Consider the following 20,916-nt stretch of genomic DNA (forward strand, 5'->3'; position numbering starts at 1 on the left):
GCGGCGCGATGACCTCCTCAAGCCTGGCCAAACCGATCCCCCGGGTCAGCCTCAATTGGTTGTTGATTGCCCAGGCGCTGGTGATCGTGCCGTTCGCCTTGCACGTTCCGGTGGCGTTGATCGTGCTGTGGCTGGTCTGTTCGTTCTGGCGCATTCAGATCTTCCGCATGCGGGTGAGGATGCCCGGTACCTGGATCAAGTCGGGACTGCTGGTCGGCACCGCCGGGGGCATTTATCTGGCGCGGGGCAGTTTGATTGGCTTGGAGGCGGGGGCAGCGCTGCTGATAGCGGCGTTCATTCTGAAGATGCTGGAAATGCAGAACCGCCGCGACGCGCTGGTGCTGATCTTTCTCGGCTTCTTCTGCATCGCGGTGGGTTATCTGTTCGAAGACTCGCTGCTGTGGGGCCTGTTCACCCTGCTGCCGATCACCACCCTGCTGGCCGCGCTGATCGGCCTGCAACAGTCCGGCATCTCCAGCAAGCCCGCGGCTACGCTGCGGCTATCGGCCAAATTGCTGCTGCAGGCGGTGCCGCTGATGCTTCTGCTGTTCGTGTTTTTCCCGCGCCTTGAGCCCCTGTGGTCTCTGCCGCAACCGAGCAACAAAGCGCTGACCGGGTTGTCCGACAGCATGGCGCCGGGGGATATCGCCGAGCTGAGCAAATCTGCGGAGCTGGTGTTTCGCGCGAGTTTCGATGGCCCGCTGCCGCCGCGCAATCAGCTGTACTGGCGCGCACTGACCCTGGAGCAGTTCGACGGCAGACGCTGGTCGCAATCCTCCCGGGCGCAAGTGCCGAACGCACCGCTGTGGCGCCGGGAAGGCGAGCGGGTCAGCTACAGCGTGGTGCTGGAACCGACCGGCAAGCCGTGGCTGATGACCCTTGATGTGGGCCAGACTGATCTTTCGGGCGTGCGGCAGATGAGCGATTTCCGCTGGCAGCGTCGGCGACCGATCGAGCAATCGATGCTCTACAACGTCGAATCCTGGCCTGACGCCGTGCGCGAGACCGTGCTCAGCGACGGCGCGCGCTTGCAGGCCCTGCAACTGCCGGCCAAGGGCAATCCTCAGGTGCGCGAATGGGCAGCGGACCTGCATCGCCGCCATCCGGGCACCGACGACGTGGTGGACGCGCTGCTGTCATATTTCACCTCGCAGCCGTTTCGTTACACCCTCAAACCTCCCGCGCTGGGGGCCAATAGCATCGATGATTTTCTGTTCGGCAGCCGTGCCGGCTTCTGCGCTCACTACGCCGGCGCCATGACCTTCGCACTCCGGGCGGCAGGCGTGCCGGCGCGGGTGGTGGCCGGTTATCAGGGCGGCGAGCTGAACCCGGATGGCAATTACCTGACCGTGCGCCAGTTCGATGCCCACGCCTGGGTCGAATACTGGCAACCGAACGTGGGTTGGCGCAGTGTCGACCCGACTGCCGCGGTGGCACCCGCGCGTGTCGAGCAAGGGCTTGAACAGGCCCTCGCCGCTGACGAGGACTTCCTTGGCGATTCGCCAATGTCCCCGCTGCGCTATCGGCATCTGGCCTGGGTCAATTCGATCCGCATGAGCTGGGACACCCTCAATTACGGTTGGCAGCGCTGGGTGCTGGGCTATCAGGGGCAGCAGCAACTGCAAGTGCTCGGCCGCTGGTTTTCAGGGTTTCAGGCGCCGGTGTTTGCTGGCGCCGCAGCGATAATTCTCGGCCTGCTGGCGCTGTGGCTGTTCAAGCCGTGGCGGCGCGAAAGTGATTCGCAGCTGCGCCTGTTCGACCATTTCGAACGTCTGCTGGCCCGGCAGGGTCTTAAACGTCAGCCGGGTGAAGGCGCTCAGGCGTTCGCGCAACGTGCTGCCGAGCAGCTTCCGGAGCACGCCGGGGCGATCAGGGATTTTGCCCACGAGTTCGAGGCCCAGCGCTACGCCGGCGCAGACGGCTCCGTTGGCGCCCTGCGCCAGCGCCTGAAATCCCTGCGCCGCAGCCTGCCGTGGCGTTTGTCCGCTGTGAGGGGCAAGCGGCCGTAAATCATCAGACATTCATCTTCAACCAAGGAGTGCTTCATGTCAGCGATGGTCGATCACTTGGTCGCCGAGATTATCGGTCTCAACATCAAACTGCTTGCCTGCCACGCGCGGCTGGAAGTCTCCACCGACAGCGAGGCGTTGCACGATCTGCGCACCAACGTCCGCCGCCTGCGCAGCGTGTTGCGTCCACTGCGTGGACTGCCGGGGCTGGATCAGGTGGAAGCCGCAGCGAAGGACGTCGGTGCGCTGACCACGCCTTTGCGCGACATGCAGGTGCTGGCCGCATTTCTTGATGAGCAGGGTCTGCACGAGGCGGCGGCCAAACGCGATCAGTACCTGAACACTGCGTGCCCGGAAGTGGCCGGTTCTGCAGAACTGAATCGGCTGTTTGGCGTGCTCGATCAATTGCCGGCGCTGTTGCGCACCCAGGAGCGCCATGGCTTGCTCGACTCGCTGGAGCGGCGCATTGAAAAGCGCCTGGACAAACAGTGGAAACAGCTGCGAGAAGCCATGGGCGACCCTGCCCACGACCGCCATCGTCTGCGCCTGCTGATCAAGCGCGTGCGTTACGCCGGCGAGGCCTACCCGGAACTGAGCCATCAGCCCAAAGACATGCAACGCCGTCTCAAAGCGGCCCAAGGCGCCTTGGGCGATTGGCATGATCATCTGCAATGGCTGGAACAAGCGCGGCATCAGGCGGATCTCGCGCCTTGCGTAGCAGGTTGGGAGTTGGGCATTCATCGTGCAGAACAAAAGTCCGACAAAGTACTGGAGCGTTTGTACAAGGCCTGCTTTGGTAAACATTCTCCGCGCTGAGGCCGGCTGGCCCGCAGGATTGTCGAGCCCGGCGGTTTTAAACCGTCTGGTCCGCAGGATTGGCGGTTATAAACCCTGTCCTGCGGCGGCTCACTCGCTACCATTCGCCCATCCCGCCGCCACCCTGGAATGCGCATGAAATTTTCCGAGCTGCTCGACGCTGTCCGCACCCATCCCGAATCCGTCAGCATCCCTGCCTCGTGGGCCCAGGGCCGCGCCTGCTTCGGCGGGCTGATGGCGGCGTTGATGTATGAAGCGATGCGCGCGAAGGTGTCAACGGAGCGGCCGGTTCGCTCGCTGGCGATCTGTTTTGTGGCCCCGCCGGCCATCGACACGCCGATTGCCTTTGAAGTGGAGATCCTGCGCGAAGGCAAGGCCGTCAGTCAGGTCCTGGGCCGGGCGGTGCAGAACGGCGAGGTCATGACCCTGATTCAGGGCAGCTTCGGCGCGCCCCGTGAGTCGGTGATTTCGGTGCAGGCCGAGCCTGCACCCGTGTTCAAGCCGGTGGACGACATTCAGCCGTTTCCATTTGTCTCGGGCGTGATGCCGGAATACCTGCGCTTCATTGACCTGCGTTGGGCGCTGGGCGGCCTGCCGTTTTCCAACACGCCGTCGGGTGCGATCGGCGGCTACGCGCGCTTGCGTGACGTGGAAGAGGAGCCGTTGACCGAAGCGCATCTGCTGGCGCTGGTCGACACCTGGCCACCGGCCGTGCTGCCGCATCTGAGCAAGCCGGCGCCGGGGAGTTCTTTAACCTGGACGATTGAGTTCGTGCAGCCGTTGCCCGCGATGACCACCCATGACTGGACGCAGTACCGAGCGGTGATCGAGCATGCCCGCGACGGCTACGGTCATACCGCCGCAGCGCTGTGGACGCCGAAAGGGGAGTTGGTGGCTATCAGTCGTCAGACGGTAACGGTCTTTGGCTGATCGGAGGCGAGGGTGCTCACACAGGCCCACGTGACGGATACAGAGAGCGCTACAGCCTGAGGCCTTATTGGCCTCGGGCTTTTATGGCTTGGGCAGCGACGAGACCCAGCACGCCGATGGCGGCGGAGGTCAGGCTGCCGTTGAACGCGCCGTCCAGCAGCAACAAGCCGGCGACGATGGACAGCGGGAACGCCAGTGACGACAGCACCGCACTGGATGGCAGGCCTTCTTTACGGGTTGAGTGAAAGAATTCGCCGATGTGAAGATCCGTGATGAACTTGGGCATGACGCTTACCTCGGTGAAACGTAAACAAGAAGTGTTTTCGATAGAGGTGAGAATAGGCCTGGAGGTTCACTTCGGCGAATCGAGGATTGCTATCAGCTCGATAGGCAGCATTTCAGCCGCTGAAGTTTTGACGGATGAGCCGATGCATTCGCAAGCAAGCTCGCTCCCACGATGTCAGGGCGACATTGCCAGGTCGCGCGTTCAGGATGGTTGAACGAGGGCCGCAACCACCGGCAACGAAAAGAACCCCCGAGCGCAATCGGTGGTGTGGGCCGCGACGTCGTCCGGGCTTTCACCTCGGTGCAGCGCCACTTCGCGCAGGACCTCGGGCAGGTAGGCCGGCTCGTTGCGACCGTTTTTCGGTTTTGGGCGCAAGGTGCGCGGCAGCAGGTAGGGCGCGTCGCTCTCCAGCATCAGCCGGCCGCGGGGAATCTCGCGGACCAGCGGGTGCAGGTGGGTGCCCCGGCGCTCGTCGCAGATCCACCCGGTGATGCCGATGTGCAGATCAAGGTCCAGGTAGTTGAACAGCGCGCGTTTCTCGCCGGTGAAGCAGTGAACCACCGCCGCCGGGAGCTGATCACGAAAATCCCGCAAGATCGCGAGCAGGCGCTCGTCGGCGTCGCGCTCATGTAGAAACACTGGCAGCTGCAGCTCGACGGCCAGCGCCAGGTGCGCTTCAAGAACCTTTTCCTGCTGCGGGCGAGGGGAGAAGTCGCGATTGAAATCCAGCCCGCATTCACCTACGGCGCAAACGGTTTTTTCACGCAACAGCGCCCTGAGCTGGCTCTCGGTTTCGTTCGTCCAGGCACTTGCCGAATGGGGATGAATGCCGGCGGTGCTGAACAACCGCTCTGCGCTTTCGTCGAGCCTGCGGGATAAGGCAAGGGCCTGTTCGCTACCTTCGACGTCGGTGCCGGTGAGGATCAACTGGCCGACGCCGGCGGCGTACGCGCGTTCCACCACCTCGCGTTCGCGGCCGGCGAAGCTGGGGTTGGTCAAGTTGACGCCAATGTCTATTAGTTGCATGGTGCTACCTCAGGCCAGAGGCCGAGAAGAATACCAGAGCGATTGAAGCGATAAAAAACAAGCAGGCTCAACTGCTTGGAATACCCAATCCTGTGACCCCGCTTTTGTTGACGCCTGCCGCGATCCTGACGGCGAGCCGGTCAGCTGTGGGACGCAGACTTCAAGCCCGTTTTTTTCGGCCTTTCATCGGAGCGTCAATGATCCGAGCGTCCCTGTTTTCCCTGATGTGTGTCATGGCCGTGCCCAGCCATGCCTCGCCGCGCCCTGCCGGCCCGCCCGTGGTGATCAAAAAGAATCAGGTGCGCGACCTGCCGGCGATTCGCAGCGGCAAAGTCCTGCGGGTGCTGGTCAATCAGAGCCGCAACAGCTCCGCTGAAGTTCAGGGTGAGCCTATTGGCGTCGAGTGCCGTCGCCTGCAGGCGTTCGAAACCTACCTCAACAGCCACGCCCGCGACGGCCAGAAGATCTCCCTCAAACTCATCCCCAAAGCCAAGGACCAACTGCTGGCCGCGCTGCAGCGGGGCGAAGGTGACATGGTCGCGCCAGGCGAAATGCTCGATGCCAGAGCTGCGCGCTATGTCGACGCCTCTGAACCGGTGGTCGCCCAAGTGCCACTGGTGGTGGTCGGTGTCAAGGGTGAGCGGGGCCTCAGGCATCCCGAACAGCTTTCCGGCCGCACGCTGATGCTGACCAGTGGCAGCGCCGCTGATCAAGCCATCCTGCAACTGAATCAGAAACTGGCCCTGCGCAAGCTGCCGCCGGTGAAGATCGAATGGGTTGATCCGAGCCTGGCCGTGGAGGACGTGCTGGAAATGGTTCAGGCCGGGGTTTACCACTTGACCGTGGTCGAGCAACCCATCGCCGAGCGCTGGGCCAAAGTGATGCCGAAACTGCGCATCGACCGCACGGCCGCCCTGAGCGATCCGGGCGAGATGAACTGGTTCGTGCGCAAGGACGCGATCATGCTGCGCGGCGCTGTTGACCGTTTCCTGCAAACCTACGAACCGCCGCGCAATCAGGACGCGGCCTTCCAGACCGCCTACAAGGACCGCTATCAGATCCACAATCCGCTGGCCCGCGAAGACCGTCAACGCCTGGAAAAGCTGCGCCCCACGCTGCAGCTGCATGCCGACAAACAGAAGATGGACTGGCTCGACCTCGCTGCCGTGGCCTTCAAGGAGTCGGCGCTCAACCCGGTTGCCAAGGGTGGCAGCGGCGCCACCGGTCTGCTGCAGATCACCCCGTCGGCTGCCCAGCGCGTCGGCGTCGACAACATTCACGACCTTGACGGCAACGTGCAGGCGGCGAGCAAGTACATGGCGCTGCTACGGCGCAAGTTTTTCGCCAGCCCGAAAATCAATGAACGCGAGCGCATGGCCTTTACCCTGGCCGCCTACAACCTAGGCCCCGAGCGGGTGCAGGCCATGCGGATGGAAGCGAAGCGACAGGGACTCAACCCGAATCAGTGGTTTTTCCAGGTCGAGCGCGTCGCCATGGAGCAGGGCGGCAAAAATGTCGTGAGTTACGTCAACAGCGTCAACAAGTACTACCTGGCATTTGATCAGGCGCGCAGTTCATTGGAGCGTCCTGCGACCCGCTGATATATCTATCCATTCGATATTTATGGCGGGTATTTTGCGATTTTCATATTTGTAGAACCGATTATCATGGCGCCATTCTCCCCACTCAAACGGAATTAACCGCCATGAATGCTCAACTCAAATCGATCTTCAACACCCACGCCGGTTTCGGCATCACCGGCTTGCGGATTCTCATCGGCATCATCCTCATGGCCCATGGCAGCCAGAAGCTGTTCGGCCTGTTTGGCGGCTATGGCCTGGAAGGCACCGGCCAGTACATGGCGAGCCTGGGCCTGAACCCTGGGTACCTGATGGCGTTGATGTCCGGCAGCGCAGAATTCTTCGGCGGCCTGGCCCTGTTCCTTGGCTTGCTGGTACGGCCTGCTGCGTTGGTGGTAATCGTGATGCTCGTGGTGGCGATTCTATCGGTGCACATCCACAACGGTCTGTTCATGGCCAACAACGGTTATGAGTTCGGCCTGGCGCTGATTGCCGGCGCGGTGGCGGTGCTGTTCGAAGGTGCGGGTCGCCTGTCCCTGGACCGGTTGATCGCCCGCGGCTGATTCTCCCCGTCACATGCGGCGCATCCAGATTCGTAGCACACAAGAAACCCGGCCTCTCAGGATGCCGGGTTTTTTTTGCGTTCGGTTCAATAGGCGATCGACAGGAGCCGCCGATTGACAATGCCCACGCCGCTTCTCTAGGATGCCGTTCATGCGCCGATTTAAACAGCTACTTGCGGGGCGCCGGGTGACGGTCATTCGTCATCGAAATTCCGCTAAAGCGCTGGTTCGGTGTTGCCTCTCACCGCTGCCCAGCGGATCAATGAGGCAGAGAAAACGACACTATGAGCAGTCATTCCCACCCGCGTCCCCTCGTACGTCTGGCCCCCATCGCCAGCCAGTTCAATCGTCGTAATCCACAAATTCTTCTGGGCGGTGCCCATCAGCCGACGCTGCTGCGTTATCTCGACGGCTGGCCGCGTCGCCAGGGCGGCCCACACGCCTTTCTCATTCAGTTCATCGAAACCGACGACGCCCTTGAGCGCTTCAGCAACGACCAGTTCGACCTGGCGGTGATTCAGGCGCCCGCTGCCGAGCGCGCGGAGGCGGTGATTCACCACCTGATCCGCGTCGCCCGACAGGGTTTGATCACGCGCTGCTGACGGCTCGCCGCTTGGGTTGCAGCGGCTGATCGGGGTTGCGCAGGTTGAAGCGGGCGCGCACACCATTGGCGTGACAGCACTGGGTGACCAGCGTGCTGCGCAGGGTCCAGTCGGTGTTGATGATGTAAAAGTTCTGGATAAAGCTGTTTTCATCCGTCGATGCGAACCACTGATCGATCTTCAGGCTCAAGTCACTGGGCGCGTGCAGCGGCAGTGAATACTTGGCGCATTGAATGGCAGTCAGGCTGAACTCGGGTTTGTTTTCCACCGCCACTTCGTTCACGAAAGCTTTCAAAGTGTTGGTGTTGAACAGGTTTTCTCCCGGCCAGCGCTGCTTGACGCCGTGCCACAGCAACTCGTCGCCCGAACTGTGGTTGTAGGCGATTACGACGTTCTTGCCCGCATGATCACGCCAGATGTCTTCCAGCGTCAGCCTGCTCAGGCGCCGAGGGACCGCCCTCGGGCCGAGGGTGGTTGTCAGCAGGTTCTGAAACTCCCGGTGGACGATTTCGCTGAAATTCTTGAATCGGTGGAAGTCGAGAATGACTATTTCCCGGGCGGGCGAGCCGTTCTGCTCCACTTCTTCAAAGAATGCATGGACGCACGCCAGAATGTCTCCGGCGACCGTGCGCCCTGACGAGGTCAGATGAAACAGCTGGAAACGCCGCGGGTCACCCTTTTCATACTTCGAATAAAACGCCACGCGCAAATCCAGCGCGCGCACGCCCTGGCGAAGTTGCTCCAGGGGCGCGACGTCCTGGGCCATCTCCTGGGGGACCGCGAAGTTGGGTGATAGCTTGTCGCTGCCGGCATTGTGGGCGCCGGGCAGGATGAGTTGGTCGATGCGCAACTGGGCGAGTTCGGGGATGTGCGCCATCCAGTCGAGATGGGGCGGACGGGGTGAAGCGGGTGCGATAGGGGGCATACAGTCATTCCTTGACGTGTCATGAAGCTCCGAGGGCGGAGCGGGGTGAGCGGTCATTCGCTCGCAAGTCCTTTTCTAAAGTCTGGCTGCCGCCTCGCGGGCGTCAACTGAACAGTCGCTGCCCGACTGTTGCTTGATGTGAGAGGGCGGCTCGAGCGCAGGCGTCAAGTCTTCCTGCAGTCGCGCGTCGGGCAACGGTACCCGGCACGTCGCTCATTTGACTTTGAGCACCACCCGCCCGCGCACCGGGTGTTCGTCGAGGTGGTTGTGCGCCTTGCCGAACTGCTCGAACGGCCAGGTGCGGTGAATGTCCGGCTTGAGCAGGCCCTCGGCGGTCAGCGCGTTGATCGCGTCCAGTGCACGCTCCAGCGCGGGGCCATTCTGCTCGATGCCCAGCTCCGGCTTGCCGGTGAAGTTTTCCAGGCAATGCACATGGAAGCGCATGTTCTTGCGGAAGGCCTGCTGCGCCGGGAAAGGCGTTTTGTTGCCGCCCCGCAGGCCGTACAGCACCAGACTGCCGCGCGGGGCCAGCACGTCGCCGAGCATCGACATCTGCATCCCGCCCAGGCCGTCGAACACCGCTTCGATGCCGTGGCCGTGGGTCAGGGATTCGATGCGCAGGCAGATGTCGTCTTCGTCGGTGACGATCACTCGATCGGCGCCGTTCGCCATCAGGTATTCCCGGTCTTCCCCATGGGCCGTCGCGGCGATGACCCGCAGGCCCAACGCTTTGCCCAACTGCACGAAGGCAATCCCGGGGCTGTATGTCGCGTCGGTGACGAGCACGGTCTGGCCGGGTTGCACATTGGCCAGGTCGACGAAGGCAAACCAGGCCAGCAGCATCGGCGTGTAGTGAACGCTGGCTTGCACCGGCGTCAGTGCGTCCGGGTAGCGGGTCAGCGCATTGCGCGGCACCATGACATGATCGCCACACACCGGATACTGGTTGGCGCTCATGGCTTTGAAGCTCGCCACTTTGTCGCCCACTTGCAAGTCGCTCACGCCGGCGCCCACGGCTTCGACGACGCCGGCCATTTCGCTGCCCAGCCCCGCCGGCAACTGCACCGGTGCCAGTGACAGGTTCTGCCGCCACAACACGTCGTCCCAGCTGATGCCGATGGCTTCGGCCCGAACCAGCACTTCCTGTGGGCCGGGGGACCGGTCAGGCTGCTCCTCGCAACTGAGCACATCGGCTTTGCCGAAGCGATAGAATTTGATGGCGCGTGACATTGTCGACCTCGATGCCTGTCGTTGAGTGTTGCAACGACTGTATCGATGGGGACCACGGGGCACTATTTCTGTCGGTCGATACCCGACATGCCTGCTATCAATTCGCGTTGACGACTTGGCTGACGTGAGCGCTTATTTGCCCCAGGCCCGCAACGCCTGTTCGACGAACTGGCGCACCTTGGGCAGGCGATAGCGGTCCTGGGGGTACATCAGCCACAGCGTGCGGCTGGGCGGCTGGTAATCCTGCAGCAACGGCACGAGTTTTCCGCTGGCGATGTCCTCGGTGATCAGCACGTCGGGCAGCATCGACACGCCCATCCCGGCGAGCACGGCCTGGCGCAGCGCCGGCGTGCTGTTGACGATCATCGAGCCTGATACCGGCACTTCCATCACGCCGTCGGGGCCGGTCAGTCGCCATAACTTGTCGGCGGCACGCCAGTCGTCACCGGCCGGGTAGGCGAACGCCAGGCAGTCGTGATCCCTCAGGTCATCGGCGCCCTGCGGCGTGCCTCGGCGTTTCAGGTACGCGGGCGCGGCGCAGATGGTCAAGGTGTAGTCCTGCAGCGGTCGGGCGATCAACGCCGATGATTCCGGGGTGCCGAGGCGGATGGCAGCGTCGAAGCCATGCTCGATCAGGTCCATCGTCTGATTGCTGAGCACCACCTCGACCTTGATCTGCGGGTAGCGCTGAACGAAATCGCTGAGCATCGGGGACAGGCGTTCGGCGCCGAAGGCCGGCGGGGCGGTGACGCGCAGAGTGCCACTGGGTTCGGTCTGTGCCTGCTCGGCCATGCGTTCGGAATCGTTGACCAGGCCCAGCACTTCGACGCAACGCCGGTAGTATTCGACGCCAAATTCAGTGAGGTTTTGCCGGCGGGTGGTGCGCTGCAACAGGCTTACCCCCAGGCGTTGCTCCAAGGCTTTCAAGTGATTGCCGACCATGGTCGTCGACATTTCGCACTGGCGCGCAGCCGCGGTCATGCTGCCGCCTTCCACCACTTTGACGAATACCGTCATCGCCAGAAACACGTCCATTATCAAGCCCTGCTTTAAAGTCACTGAAGGATGCCGGTCTTTATACATCAGAACGGGCTAACGATACTGGCCTCACTGACCCGTGATGGAGCCACCGACATGACCGCCGCCTGCCTGATGAATACCTACAAACCGATGCCCTTGAACTTCATTCGTGGCGAAGGCGCGCGGCTGTGGGATGACAGTGGCCGCCAGTACCTGGACGCTGTTGCGGGTGTCGCCGTGACCAACGTCGGCCACAGCCATCCCAAGATTGTCGCGGCGATCAGCGAGCAGGCCGGGCTGCTCTTGCACACCTCCAACCATTACCGCATCGACTGGCAGCAGAAACTGGCCCAACGGTTGACGCAGCTGTCGGGCCTGGAACAGGTGTTTTTCAACAATTCCGGCGCCGAGGCCAATGAGACCGCGCTCAAGCTGGCGCGTTTGTATGGCTGGGCCAAGGGCATCGAGCACCCGCTGGTGCTGGTGATGGACAACGCCTTTCACGGCCGCACCCTCGGCACCTTGTCGGCCAGCGATAACGGCACCGCGCGGCTGGGTTATCAACCGATGTCGGCGGAGTTCGTCAAGGTGGCGTTTGGTGACATCGTCGCGATTAAACAGGCGACGCGGGTGTATGGCGAACGCATCGTCGCGGTGCTGGTCGAGCCGGTGCAGGGCGAGGGAGGCGTGGCGTTGCCTCCACCCGGGTACCTGAAAGCACTGCGCGGGCATTGCACGCAGAACGGCTGGCTGATGATGCTTGACGAGATCCAGACCGGCATCGGTAGGACGGGGCGCTGGTTTGCGTTTCAGCACGAAGGGATCGTGCCTGATGTGATGACCCTGGCGAAGGCGCTGGGCAATGGCATTCCCATTGGTGCGTGTCTGGCAACGGCGGCGGTGGCGCGGTTGTTCACGCCGGGCAGTCATGGCAGTACGTTTGGCGGTAATCCGCTGGCATGCCGGGTCGGCTGCACGGTGCTGGATATCGTTGAGGGGGAGGGGCTTTTGCACAATGCGGCGGTGCAGGGCGAGCGGCTGTTGGCGGGACTGCGCACTGCGCTGGCGGGGCACCCCGATGTCGCACAGGTGCGGGGCATGGGTTTGATGATCGGGATTGAATTGACGCGGCCGATTCGGGAAGTGTGCCTGGTGGCGGCGCGGGAATATGGCGTACTCATCAACGTCACTCGCGGGCAGACGATTCGGCTGTTGCCGCCGTTGGTGATTGATGCAACGGATGTCGACAGGATTGTGGCAGGGGTGGTGGGGGCGCTGAGCCAACGCGTAACGGGATGAGCCTTTGATCTGCCCCGGGCGATCTCATCACAGGGCAATTAACTTGAATATTAAACGCGTCAGTAAACAGTATGTTTACTGGCGCGTTTTGCTATTCGCCAGGTGTTGCCACGGTGCATTGATTAACTCTCTGGCGTCAGGTTTAAATTTATTTGAATTTGGCTTCGGATGCCTATTGGTTAGCCTGTCAGACCCTTCTGTCAGAAGTCTCCTGATATTTGTAAGAAGTTTCCTGAAGTGAAAACAAGGGTAGTATTTTAATTTTTCAGTGATTAGCCTTTCCCTCCCGTGCCCGGCTCACCCCGGCGATGCTCGTCACACGCGCCGATCATTTTGATCGCATCACATTTACGGCGGGTGAATTAAATATATCCCGCCGCCTGTCCCACGGGAAAACGCTTTAATCATTTAATTATCCAACTGCTCGCGGTGTTTCCTATGACTTCAGCTAATCATGAGCGATCCGGTGTTGCCGCGATTGATATAGATCTAATATTCCAGGACACCTATTTGCTGGCCGTTGAGCTGCGTCATGGTCCGGTAATGACCGACAGCAAGACGTTGCGTCAGACCTGTATTGCGCAGGTCGAAAACGCCCGTGAAGCATTGCAGCGGGCGGGCATGCACTCACGCAGTGTCGACTTGATCACCCATGCGCAATGCGCGCTGCTCGACGAATCCGTTTTGGCCAACGTCGGGGACGGGGTCCGAGAGGTATGGATCACTGAATCCTTGCAGGCGCGGTTCTGCGGGCATCACCGAGCGGGTGAAATTCTGCATGAGCAAATGCGGGAAGTGCTGCGCGAGCCTGCCCCGGACATGCACGTCGTGACCCTATTCCAGCGGGTGATGATGTTGGGCTTTCTGGGCGGTTATCGATCGCTGGATGACGAAGAACGCCTGGTCCTGAAAAACCGGCTGGACGCACTGGCAGGGCCGCACCTGTTCCCGGTGCGGCCGACCTGGATAGACGCCAGAGGGCCTGTCCGCACATTCCCCTGGTGGCTACGTTCTCCACGCCTGCACCTGGCAATCGCGGGGCTGGCGCTGGTCGTCTTGTGGTGGTTTCTGAATCGCACGCTCGCCAACATGGTCGACGAGCTTGTCGTGAGGGGCGTCTGACCATGACGGACTCACCCCCGGCCTTTTTTGACCACAGCCGTCACACCCTGCGCGTCGATGAACTGGATGCCGACCTCGACGTGCTGACGTTCACGGGCGAAGAACAGCTCAGCCAGCCATTCACCTACGTCATCGAGTTCACCTCGACGGTTCAGGATATAGGCGCCGGGCACATGCTTGGCAAAGAGGCGCAGTTCACGCTGCACACCGCGGCGCACCTGGCGCCCGGCGCGATGCGCGGGTTGCCGCTGCCAACCACCGAGCCACTGCGCACTGTTTGCGGTGTGGTCACGGGTTTCAAGTGGCTGTCAGCCTCCAAAGACGAGGCGCGTTACGAAGTCACGCTGGAACCGCGCATGGCGTTGCTGTCCCGCGGCCGTCAGTGCCGGATCTACCAACAGAGGTCGGTGCCGGAGATTGTCGAGAGCATTCTGCGCAGTCGCCACGGCATGGAGGGGCAGGATTTCCGGTTCAACCTCGTTCGTGACTACCCTCGCCGAGAGCAAGTCATGCAGTTCGGTGAAAGCGATCTGGCGTTCATTTCACGGCTGCTGGCCGAGGTGGGCATCTGGTTTCGGTTCGCCCACGACGCCCGTCTCGACATCGATGTGATCGAATTTCACGACGACCAGCGCCACTACCAATGGCCTCAAATCAAGGTGCCGTATCGCTCGCCATCGGGGCTGGACAGCCATGATCAGGACGCCGTGTGGCAGTTGCAATCCGAGCATTGCGTGGTGGAAAAGCACATCCACTTTCGTGCCTACGACCCACGGGATGCCAACGCCTGGCTCGACGGCGAAGTCGACCAGAGCCGCCGCGCCACCACCACCTATGGCGAGGCCTATCACTACGCCGAGCCCTACACCGTGCTCGGCGACCCACGGGATCTGGATGAGGACCTTGAGAGCGAAAGCGGCTTTTTCTATGCGCGGCTGCGCCACGAACGTTATCTCAATGCCCAGACGCGACTCAGCGGCGTCAGCAGCAGTGCGACCCTGGCGCTGGGGCAGATGCTCAGCGTCACCGGCAATCCCCCCCATGCGTTCGAACCCGGTGCGGTGATCACCGGCCTGAGTCTGCGCGCTGCCCGGGACCGCAGTTTCGAAGTCAGCTTCGTCGCCATTCCCTACAGCGAGAGCGTTTGCTTCCGGCCCCCGGTGCCGCGCAAGCCACAGCTCGCCGGCACCGTTGCCGCCCGTGTGACCAGCGTCATCGCCAATGACCCCTACAGCCACATCGATAAGGAAGGTCGCTACAAGGTCAACTTCCTGTTCGACCTGGACAGCTGGGAAACCGGTGAAGAAAGCGCGTGGCTGCGGCTGGCCCGCGCCTACGCCGGCGATACCCACGGCCTGCACCTGCCGCTGATTGCCGGCACCGAAGTGGCCGTGGCCTTTGAGCACGGCGACCCCGACCGGCCCTACATCGCCCATGCCTTGCACGACGACCGCCACCCGGACCCGGTGACCCTGGCAGACCGGGACTTCACCCGCAACGTGCTGCGCACGCCGGCCAACAACAAACTGCGCATGGAAGACGAGCGCGGCAAAGAGCACGTCAAGCTCAGCACCGACCACAGTGGCAAGAGTCAGCTGAATCTGGGGCATCTGGTGGACGCCAGCAAGCAGAAGCGCGGCGAAGGCTTCGAACTGCGCACCGATGGCTGGGGGGCAATCCGCAGCGGCAAAGGGCTATTCATCAGCGCCGATGAACAGGCCGGCGCACAGGGGCAGCAACTTGAGATGGCAGCGGCGATTGCTCACCTGCAGCATGCGGTGGAGCAACTGCAAGGGCTGTCCCAGGATGCCCAGGCGAGCAGGGCGGAGCCCGCCGGGGTTCAGGCGCAAATGGACCTGCTTGAACAGAACCTCGAACAGCTCAAATCCGCCGTGCTGTTGCTCAGCGCCCCCCAAGGCATTGCCCTCACCAGCGGCAAGCACCTGCAACTGGCGGCACACGACAATCTGATGCTCAACGCTGGCGGCGAAGCCGACATCGGCGTCGTCAAGCGGATGTTCATCGGCGTCGGCAAAGGCTTGAGCCTGTTCGTGCGCCAGCTGGGCATCAAGCTGATCGCCAATCAGGGCCCGATCACCGTGCAGGCGCAGAACGACACGCTGGAGCTGCTGGCCCGGCAAGGCCTGAGCATCACCAGCACCGAAGACGAGATCCACATCGTCGCCAAGAAGAAGATCGTGCTCAACGCCGCAGGCAGTTACCTGACGCTGGAGCAGGGTCTCATCGAGTCGGGGACGGCGGGCGACCATCTCCTCAAGGCCGCGACTTTTCAGTTTCTTAAGGGCGGCGCGACCATGGCTGCCGACCATCCCGATTCCCCGAAACAGCTGACCCGTCAGCCCCTGCGCCTGAAGTTGGCCGCAACGCCCAACCTTGGCGGCAGCTGGACTCACATGCCCTACAAGCTTTATGCCGATGGTGGGTTGATCAGCGAGGGCGTCATGGACGGCAGCGGGCACGTCGAGGTTGATCATCAGCCGACGACGCAGGAATACCGGTTGGAAATGGCCAACGGCGTGAGCTACCGCATTCCCGCCGTGACCACTTACCGCCATCCCGAGCAGGGGAGGCTGGCCAATCAGGGCCTGCACCACCACCGTTCTGCGCCCGACACCCCGGTCAATCAGCCGGCTGCACACACCGACCACCGCACGCAGTACGCCGCCGTGCTGAATAACACCGCCGATCAGGAAGAGGAGGCTCCATGACGCAGCCCGAAATCGTCGCGCCCGTATCGTTTCAAGAAACCGACACCGTGACTCTGTGCGCGCCCTGGTATGTGCAGGAGTCCGAGTACGGACCCTCGCTGGCGACGTATAAACCGTTGGTCAACGGAGAAGAGACGTTTGGTGCCGTGCACGAGGCCATCGAAAAAGCGACCCATTCGGTGGACATCATCTGCTGGGGATTTCAGCCGTCGATGTATTTCATTCGTGGGGCATCGCATCCGGCCTGCACAGCCGAAGTGCCCAAAGTCGGTGGTTTGAAAGGGGTAACGTGGCACCACGTGTGCATCGGCGAACTGCTCATGCAGAAGGCCAGGCAGGGCGTAAAAGTACGCGTGTTGGGTTGGGAGGCGCCGTTCAACGCCGCAGGGGTGGCGGGTGAGGCCAACTTGCCGGGGAAGCGGGGGTTGCCGATTGACGATCGCAAGATGCAAAGCGCCACCGATGATCAATACGCCTATGACCGCAAGTGGTTCGCGATGTGCTCCATCTCAGGCATTCCTATGTCGTTATGGCGTGACCTGGATAGGCCTGCCTTCGCCAGCCGCGGCTTCAGCCTGTTCGACCGCGCCGAGATCATTCACCAGGCCCGGTATCACGGTTCCGACCCGAATCTGAGTGCCAGTACCTTAGGAGTCCTCGGTGCTGCCGCTACACACCACCAAAAAACCGTGCTGGTGGACTATGAAGCCCCCGAACAGGCGGTGGGTTTCGTCATGGGCCACAACTCCCTCGACGAATATTGGGACACGGATCGGCACTCGGCGCTCAAGCGCGACAAAGCCAGTAAACCCGCGCCCAACGCTGGCCCTCGCGGTGACACGCCGCGTCAGGACATTTCCAGCCAGGTGGCCGGGCCGATTCTGGAACACCTGCATCACAACTTCGCCACCGCCTGGTTCGACGCGACGGGCGAAGACCTGATGACCACTCGCGACGCCATGGCCCTGGGCAAACGCTTGAAATGCCCGCCAAACGAGCAGCGGCATTTCGCCCAGATCCTGCGCACCCAGGCCCAGGAAGGCCGACGCGACATCGAGACGCTCTACCTGCAAGCGGTGAACAACGCCACGGGCTTCATCTACATCGAAAACCAGTACTTTCGCTGGCCGCCCCTGGCCGAAATGATCAAGAAGGCCGCCCTCGCCCAGACCCAGGGCGGACGCGACCCCGGCAAGCACGGCGCATTGCACCTGTTCGTGATCACCAACGTGACCGATGACGGCATCGGCAAAGGCACCGTCAACACCCAACGTATGCTCGACAGCCTGGGGCGCGCCGACACCATGCCGGAGATCACCCGACTGCAACGCATCGAGGCAGCCAAGGCAGAGGCCGCTGCGCAGGAGCAGGATCTGAGCGAATTGATCGCGGACCAGGCGATGACCTTTGTGAGCCATTTGCTGACCGGGCCAAATAGCGAGATGAGTGAAAAGGCCCGGCAAAAGCAGCGTGACGCCGAAAGCGCGGCGGCCTTCCGGCGGGCCGTGCTCGAAGGCCAGATCAAAGCCATCCAGCAGGAAGTGCTCAAGCCCGAGGACATCCCTAACCTCAAAGTGCACATCTGCTCGCTGGTGGCGCCCGACTCACCTCCCGGTAACTGGATGCCGGTGTACATCCATTCCAAGTTGATGATCGTCGACGACGTATTTACCACCCATGGCTCCGCCAACATCAACACCAGAAGCATGCAGGTGGATAGCGAATTGAACATTGCCCATGAGTGGGCCGGGGCGACTCAGGCGTTGAGGAGGAGGTTGTGGAAGCTGCATACGGCCAAGCAAGGGATGCAGGATGATCCGAAGGTAGCGTTTGAGGCTTGGCAGAACATTATCAAGGAAAACAAGAAGAGAAAGGGTGAAAAGGCGGGAGGCAAACCCTTTGCGCCTCTCGTCGAGTTTCATTACTGCCCTGCCACGCTGACGAACCTCGACTGATGCGCCGGTTACTACTACTCGCCTGCCTGACCCTGTCTGCCTGCGACAACGGCAACGGTTCACGACCACCACCGGACAAGGACATCCACATGAAATCCCTTGCTGCAATCAAGGACAATCTGGCCTTTACCTGCAAACACGAAACGCTACCTCCGGCGAGTCCTGATAGCGATGTGCTGTTTCATTACGCCCGTTGGTTGGAAAAGAATGACCAGCTCAAACAGGACCCGACTACCGACCTGGAAATTACCCGGCTGTACCGCATCGCAGCCGAGAATGGCCATGTCAAAGCCACTATCAACCTGCAGAACGGCAGCCTGCGCGGGAAATACAAACTGCGGGGCCACGAACACCTGCGCTTCAGTCAAGACCTGATCGATGCAAACGTAGCCACGGGTTACTACTTTGTGTCGATGTTTCTAAAAAACGGTATCGCTGATCTGAAACAGGACATGGAGATGTCGTTGCGTTACTTGCGCAAGGCGGCCGACGAAGGGAGTGCCCAGGCCCAGTACGAGATTGGCGAGGCGCTGGCGCCGAGTGACATTGCTCCAGAAATTGCGGTGCAGATGTATCGCTGTGCCGCAGGTCAAGGCCACGGGGACGCAGCGTCGACATTGGGAGTGGACCGTAAATACAACAAAAAATATCGCGACGCGCTTGAAGCTTTTCAACTCGGTGTCGCAGCAGGCGATGAGAGCTCTGCCAGTTTTTTGCGCCACGGATTTCGTGGGCCAGAACCCACCAACGAACTCTACTACCTCGCTCTGGAGGAAGACCTCGAACGTGCCGAGCGCTACGACAAAATCTGGAGCATCCTCGCCGACTACTCCTACGCCCACCCCAAAGTCCCCGAAATCAACGACATCCTCCCGCTGCCCCCGGCCAAGCTGCCGCCGTGGGACGGCAAGCTGCAATGGCTTGAAGCCCGCGAAGCCAACATCCCGCCTGAAAAGCCTTCACCGGAGCTGATCCAGCGCCTGACCCAGGACCTGAAGCTCGACCCCGCAACCGGCAGACCGATGCCGGGCGCCAAGGGCTTCAGCCAGGCAGACCTGTCGGCCGACCAATGCGTCGCCGGGACTAAGTGCCCGGTCAGCGGTTGGTGGCAGGTGGTCGTTCACCGAGAGCTGCACACCCCCAACGGCCAGCCGATTGTTCGTTATTTCGAGCAAGGCGACGTTTTCCCCGTCGAGCGCATGCGCTATTACCGTGACCGAATCTGGCCGCTTGCCGAGAGCGAGCATGAAGGCCCGGTGCGGGTCTGGTGGAGGCTGGCATGAAGAAATGGTTTTTGATGGTGCCAGTAATGCTGTTCGCAATAAGGTGGCTCGCCATAGAGTCTTTCGAGCGCTACAGCGAAGTGCCGGTCTGCGAAGAGCGGGAGAACCGGTGGGATGCCCCTATCCGCAGTTGCTCAACCTATGACCAGATGCTTGCATCCCACTATAGGGTTTTAAAGGGTGAGGTATATTGGGAGCATCAAAACTATGCCCCTGAGTTTGGCTGCGGACAAGGACCGGGTGCGATTGGTGGAAATCTTATAAGTTTCAAGTGCTGGATGCAGAGGGATGGGTACGCTCGCACAGTAGAACATCGAACGTTAATAAAAGTAGAGACGTACTCACCATCCTTCAAGATATTAGAGGGTCGGAGTTCCGTGCCTTCGGAATGGCAAAAAAGGCAATTCAATAACTACGCTATAGGTCAGCGCGGTGTCTATTATAAAGGTTATTTGATGGAGCACGTTGATCCGGATGACTTTGAAGTGATATTTCCTTTCGGCAATGAAGAAGAGTGGAGCTTTATCAACGTGGCTCGCGCTGGAAAGATGACGTTTGTGCAGGGGGTGGAATTTGGTGAAATTGATTTGGCTAAATTCCGCTTGATCAAGCCTTCAAAATGTCCAGAAAATTCTCGCGAATGTTTCTCTTATGATCTAACGAAATTGCTCAGCGGGGATCGTGATAAAGGTGTGTTTGGGTCGATAGGTAAGGATTTGATTTTTTTAAGTGCGGACGGCGCAATTCTTTTTAAAAACAAATCTTCTTCGGGTATGTTCACGTTCTCTGATAAGTTGGGCCAGTATATTTATACCGGTGGGGTTCTATACGAACTCTCCAGAGCGTCTGATGAGCTTACTGTCGCCAATTCGTACGCAATAAAAAGGTCGAGATGGTTTCGCCCAGATCACAAGCCGCTTGCGCAGCCTCTAGAAGGAAACCTCAGATGGCAGCACGAGCAGATCATGCGATATGACCTCACCAGTGAAGCAGTCTATTTTGATGGGGAGCGGTTGCCGGGGGCTGACCCTAATGACTTAACTGTTGTCTTTCCTTTCGGGACAGATGAGCGCTGGAAGATATTCAATATATCGAGGAGCGGTAAATCTTCATTCGTTGGGGCTCGTAGTGTCGGAAATATCGACTTTAATGGGCTAAGGGTTTTGCCTCCATGTAAGGTTTTCTCAAGCGGCGTCAGCAGTGCCTGCTGGTCTGAGAAGCGTATTTTGAGATCGATTAGTGAGCAAGGGGTAGTGACTATTGTTGGGGAAGATGTCTTTTATTTCAGTCCTTATGGAGGGGTGCGTCGTTTTATAGGTGCGGCTTCGGTCGACCTCTATGCATATGGGAAAAGTGGGGTTTTCTACATTCATAGTGATGGCGAGAACTATAAAGTATCCAACTACACTCGGCGCTACGAAGTATTGAATACTCGCCTAGGCCAAGGTATGGAATGACTGAAAGTTTAGCGAGTATGAAGTGCTTTATGCGTCAGGAGAAAACGTGCACGTAAGTAGCCTGCGATAATTATCTCAATATAT

General features: G+C 60.6%; 17 protein-coding genes. 12 read left to right on the forward strand and 5 right to left on the reverse strand.

All coding sequences use genetic code 11. The features are described from left to right. Positions 1–8: 8 nt before the first annotated feature. The 3 genes from AC3ISG_RS10455 to AC3ISG_RS10465 all read left to right on the forward strand — a co-directional run bounded on the left by AC3ISG_RS10455 (position 9) and on the right by AC3ISG_RS10465 (position 3,755). The gene (locus tag AC3ISG_RS10455) at positions 9–2,009 is read left to right on the forward strand and encodes a transglutaminase TgpA family protein (RefSeq protein ID WP_489299189.1); all 2,001 of its coding nucleotides are present in this window, start codon (positions 9–11) and stop codon (positions 2,007–2,009) included. Between the two features lie 45 nt (positions 2,010–2,054). Then, positions 2,055–2,825: a CHAD domain-containing protein gene (locus tag AC3ISG_RS10460; protein WP_489299496.1), complete on the forward strand. Its 771-nt coding sequence runs from the start codon at positions 2,055–2,057 to the stop codon at positions 2,823–2,825. Positions 2,826–2,960: 135 nt separating this feature from the next. Continuing rightward, complete coding sequence (locus AC3ISG_RS10465; protein ID WP_489299190.1) at positions 2,961–3,755, forward strand: acyl-CoA thioesterase; 795 nt, start codon at positions 2,961–2,963, stop codon at positions 3,753–3,755. A gap of 64 nt (positions 3,756–3,819) precedes the next feature. Here AC3ISG_RS10465 and AC3ISG_RS10470 read toward each other — a convergent pair whose 3' ends face one another. After that, on the reverse strand, positions 3,820–4,041 hold the full coding sequence (locus AC3ISG_RS10470) for a hypothetical protein (protein WP_272635224.1): 222 nt from the start codon (positions 4,039–4,041) through the stop codon (positions 3,820–3,822). Between the two features lie 201 nt (positions 4,042–4,242). Continuing rightward, a complete protein-coding gene (locus tag AC3ISG_RS10475; protein ID WP_489299191.1) occupies positions 4,243–5,067 on the reverse strand; it encodes a TatD family hydrolase in 825 nt (274 codons plus the stop codon). Between the two features lie 197 nt (positions 5,068–5,264). On the opposite strand from AC3ISG_RS10475, the gene AC3ISG_RS10480 reads away from it, so the two are divergent. The 3 genes from AC3ISG_RS10480 to AC3ISG_RS10490 all read left to right on the forward strand — a co-directional run bounded on the left by AC3ISG_RS10480 (position 5,265) and on the right by AC3ISG_RS10490 (position 7,812). Further along, positions 5,265–6,668, forward strand: a complete 1,404-nt coding sequence (locus AC3ISG_RS10480; protein ID WP_489299192.1) for an MltF family protein — start codon at positions 5,265–5,267, stop codon at positions 6,666–6,668. A gap of 104 nt (positions 6,669–6,772) precedes the next feature. Beyond that, positions 6,773–7,210 (forward strand): DoxX family protein, encoded by a 438-nt coding sequence (locus AC3ISG_RS10485; protein WP_489299193.1) that lies wholly within the window; start codon positions 6,773–6,775, stop codon positions 7,208–7,210. A 284-nt stretch (positions 7,211–7,494) separates the two neighbouring features. Beyond that, the gene (locus AC3ISG_RS10490) at positions 7,495–7,812 is read left to right on the forward strand and encodes a class I SAM-dependent methyltransferase (RefSeq protein ID WP_122538480.1); all 318 of its coding nucleotides are present in this window, start codon (positions 7,495–7,497) and stop codon (positions 7,810–7,812) included. Here AC3ISG_RS10490 and AC3ISG_RS10495 read toward each other — a convergent pair. The 3 genes from AC3ISG_RS10495 to AC3ISG_RS10505 form a co-directional block, all read right to left on the reverse strand. Next, on the reverse strand, positions 7,799–8,737 hold the full coding sequence (locus AC3ISG_RS10495; RefSeq protein ID WP_489299194.1) for a PI-PLC domain-containing protein: 939 nt from the start codon (positions 8,735–8,737) through the stop codon (positions 7,799–7,801). The two genes, AC3ISG_RS10490 and AC3ISG_RS10495, sit on opposite strands and share 14 nt — an antisense overlap. A 213-nt stretch (positions 8,738–8,950) precedes the next feature. Further along, complete coding sequence (locus AC3ISG_RS10500) at positions 8,951–9,967, reverse strand: zinc-dependent alcohol dehydrogenase family protein (RefSeq protein ID WP_489299195.1); 1,017 nt, start codon at positions 9,965–9,967, stop codon at positions 8,951–8,953. Positions 9,968–10,099: 132 nt separating this feature from the next. Next, positions 10,100–11,002: a LysR family transcriptional regulator gene (locus tag AC3ISG_RS10505; protein ID WP_489299196.1), complete on the reverse strand. Its 903-nt coding sequence runs from the start codon at positions 11,000–11,002 to the stop codon at positions 10,100–10,102. Positions 11,003–11,101: 99 nt separating this feature from the next. On the opposite strand from AC3ISG_RS10505, the gene AC3ISG_RS10510 reads away from it, so the two are divergent. From AC3ISG_RS10510 to AC3ISG_RS10535, 6 genes are all read left to right on the forward strand, one after another. Continuing rightward, positions 11,102–12,286 carry an aspartate aminotransferase family protein gene (locus AC3ISG_RS10510; RefSeq protein ID WP_489299197.1) on the forward strand — a complete coding sequence of 395 codons (1,185 nt, stop codon included), beginning with the start codon at positions 11,102–11,104 and terminating at the stop codon, positions 12,284–12,286. Positions 12,287–12,724: 438 nt separating this feature from the next. Next, positions 12,725–13,408, forward strand: coding sequence for a type VI secretion system protein TssL, short form (gene tssL, locus AC3ISG_RS10515; protein WP_489299198.1), 684 nt, complete (start codon positions 12,725–12,727; stop codon positions 13,406–13,408). A 2-nt stretch (positions 13,409–13,410) separates the two neighbouring features. Continuing rightward, complete coding sequence (locus AC3ISG_RS10520; protein ID WP_489299199.1) at positions 13,411–16,137, forward strand: type VI secretion system Vgr family protein; 2,727 nt, start codon at positions 13,411–13,413, stop codon at positions 16,135–16,137. Further along, the gene (locus tag AC3ISG_RS10525; protein WP_489299200.1) at positions 16,134–18,092 is read left to right on the forward strand and encodes a phospholipase D-like domain-containing protein; all 1,959 of its coding nucleotides are present in this window, start codon (positions 16,134–16,136) and stop codon (positions 18,090–18,092) included. The genes AC3ISG_RS10520 and AC3ISG_RS10525 overlap by 4 nt, the downstream gene beginning before the upstream one ends. Beyond that, positions 18,092–19,375 carry an SEL1-like repeat protein gene (locus AC3ISG_RS10530; protein ID WP_489299201.1) on the forward strand — a complete coding sequence of 428 codons (1,284 nt, stop codon included), beginning with the start codon at positions 18,092–18,094 and terminating at the stop codon, positions 19,373–19,375. The genes AC3ISG_RS10525 and AC3ISG_RS10530 overlap by 1 nt, the downstream gene beginning before the upstream one ends. Next, positions 19,372–20,832, forward strand: a complete 1,461-nt coding sequence (locus AC3ISG_RS10535; RefSeq protein WP_489299202.1) for a hypothetical protein — start codon at positions 19,372–19,374, stop codon at positions 20,830–20,832. The genes AC3ISG_RS10530 and AC3ISG_RS10535 overlap by 4 nt, the downstream gene beginning before the upstream one ends. The last annotated feature ends 84 nt before the right edge of the window (positions 20,833–20,916 follow it).

The organism is Pseudomonas sp. GL_135, from assembly GCF_057834665.1.

Excerpts from the sequence above, each read along its gene's own strand:
- AC3ISG_RS10505 (WP_489299196.1), bottom strand. The coding sequence starts at position 11,002 with ATGGACGTGTTTCTGGCGATGACGGTATTCGTCAAAGTGGTGGAAGGC.
- AC3ISG_RS10530 (WP_489299201.1), top strand. The coding sequence starts at position 18,092 with ATGCGCCGGTTACTACTACTCGCCTGCCTGACCCTGTCTGCCTGCGAC.
- AC3ISG_RS10510 (WP_489299197.1), top strand. The coding sequence starts at position 11,102 with ATGACCGCCGCCTGCCTGATGAATACCTACAAACCGATGCCCTTGAAC.
- AC3ISG_RS10535 (WP_489299202.1), top strand. The coding sequence starts at position 19,372 with ATGAAGAAATGGTTTTTGATGGTGCCAGTAATGCTGTTCGCAATAAGG.
- tssL (WP_489299198.1), top strand. The coding sequence starts at position 12,725 with ATGACTTCAGCTAATCATGAGCGATCCGGTGTTGCCGCGATTGATATA.
- AC3ISG_RS10495 (WP_489299194.1), bottom strand. The coding sequence starts at position 8,737 with ATGCCCCCTATCGCACCCGCTTCACCCCGTCCGCCCCATCTCGACTGG.
- AC3ISG_RS10485 (WP_489299193.1), top strand. The coding sequence starts at position 6,773 with ATGAATGCTCAACTCAAATCGATCTTCAACACCCACGCCGGTTTCGGC.
- AC3ISG_RS10455 (WP_489299189.1), top strand. The coding sequence starts at position 9 with ATGACCTCCTCAAGCCTGGCCAAACCGATCCCCCGGGTCAGCCTCAAT.
- AC3ISG_RS10490 (WP_122538480.1), top strand. The coding sequence starts at position 7,495 with ATGAGCAGTCATTCCCACCCGCGTCCCCTCGTACGTCTGGCCCCCATC.
- AC3ISG_RS10460 (WP_489299496.1), top strand. The coding sequence starts at position 2,055 with ATGGTCGATCACTTGGTCGCCGAGATTATCGGTCTCAACATCAAACTG.
- AC3ISG_RS10525 (WP_489299200.1), top strand. The coding sequence starts at position 16,134 with ATGACGCAGCCCGAAATCGTCGCGCCCGTATCGTTTCAAGAAACCGAC.
- AC3ISG_RS10520 (WP_489299199.1), top strand. The coding sequence starts at position 13,411 with ATGACGGACTCACCCCCGGCCTTTTTTGACCACAGCCGTCACACCCTG.
- AC3ISG_RS10475 (WP_489299191.1), bottom strand. The coding sequence starts at position 5,067 with ATGCAACTAATAGACATTGGCGTCAACTTGACCAACCCCAGCTTCGCC.
- AC3ISG_RS10470 (WP_272635224.1), bottom strand. The coding sequence starts at position 4,041 with ATGCCCAAGTTCATCACGGATCTTCACATCGGCGAATTCTTTCACTCA.
- AC3ISG_RS10480 (WP_489299192.1), top strand. The coding sequence starts at position 5,265 with ATGATCCGAGCGTCCCTGTTTTCCCTGATGTGTGTCATGGCCGTGCCC.
- AC3ISG_RS10465 (WP_489299190.1), top strand. The coding sequence starts at position 2,961 with ATGAAATTTTCCGAGCTGCTCGACGCTGTCCGCACCCATCCCGAATCC.
- AC3ISG_RS10500 (WP_489299195.1), bottom strand. The coding sequence starts at position 9,967 with ATGTCACGCGCCATCAAATTCTATCGCTTCGGCAAAGCCGATGTGCTC.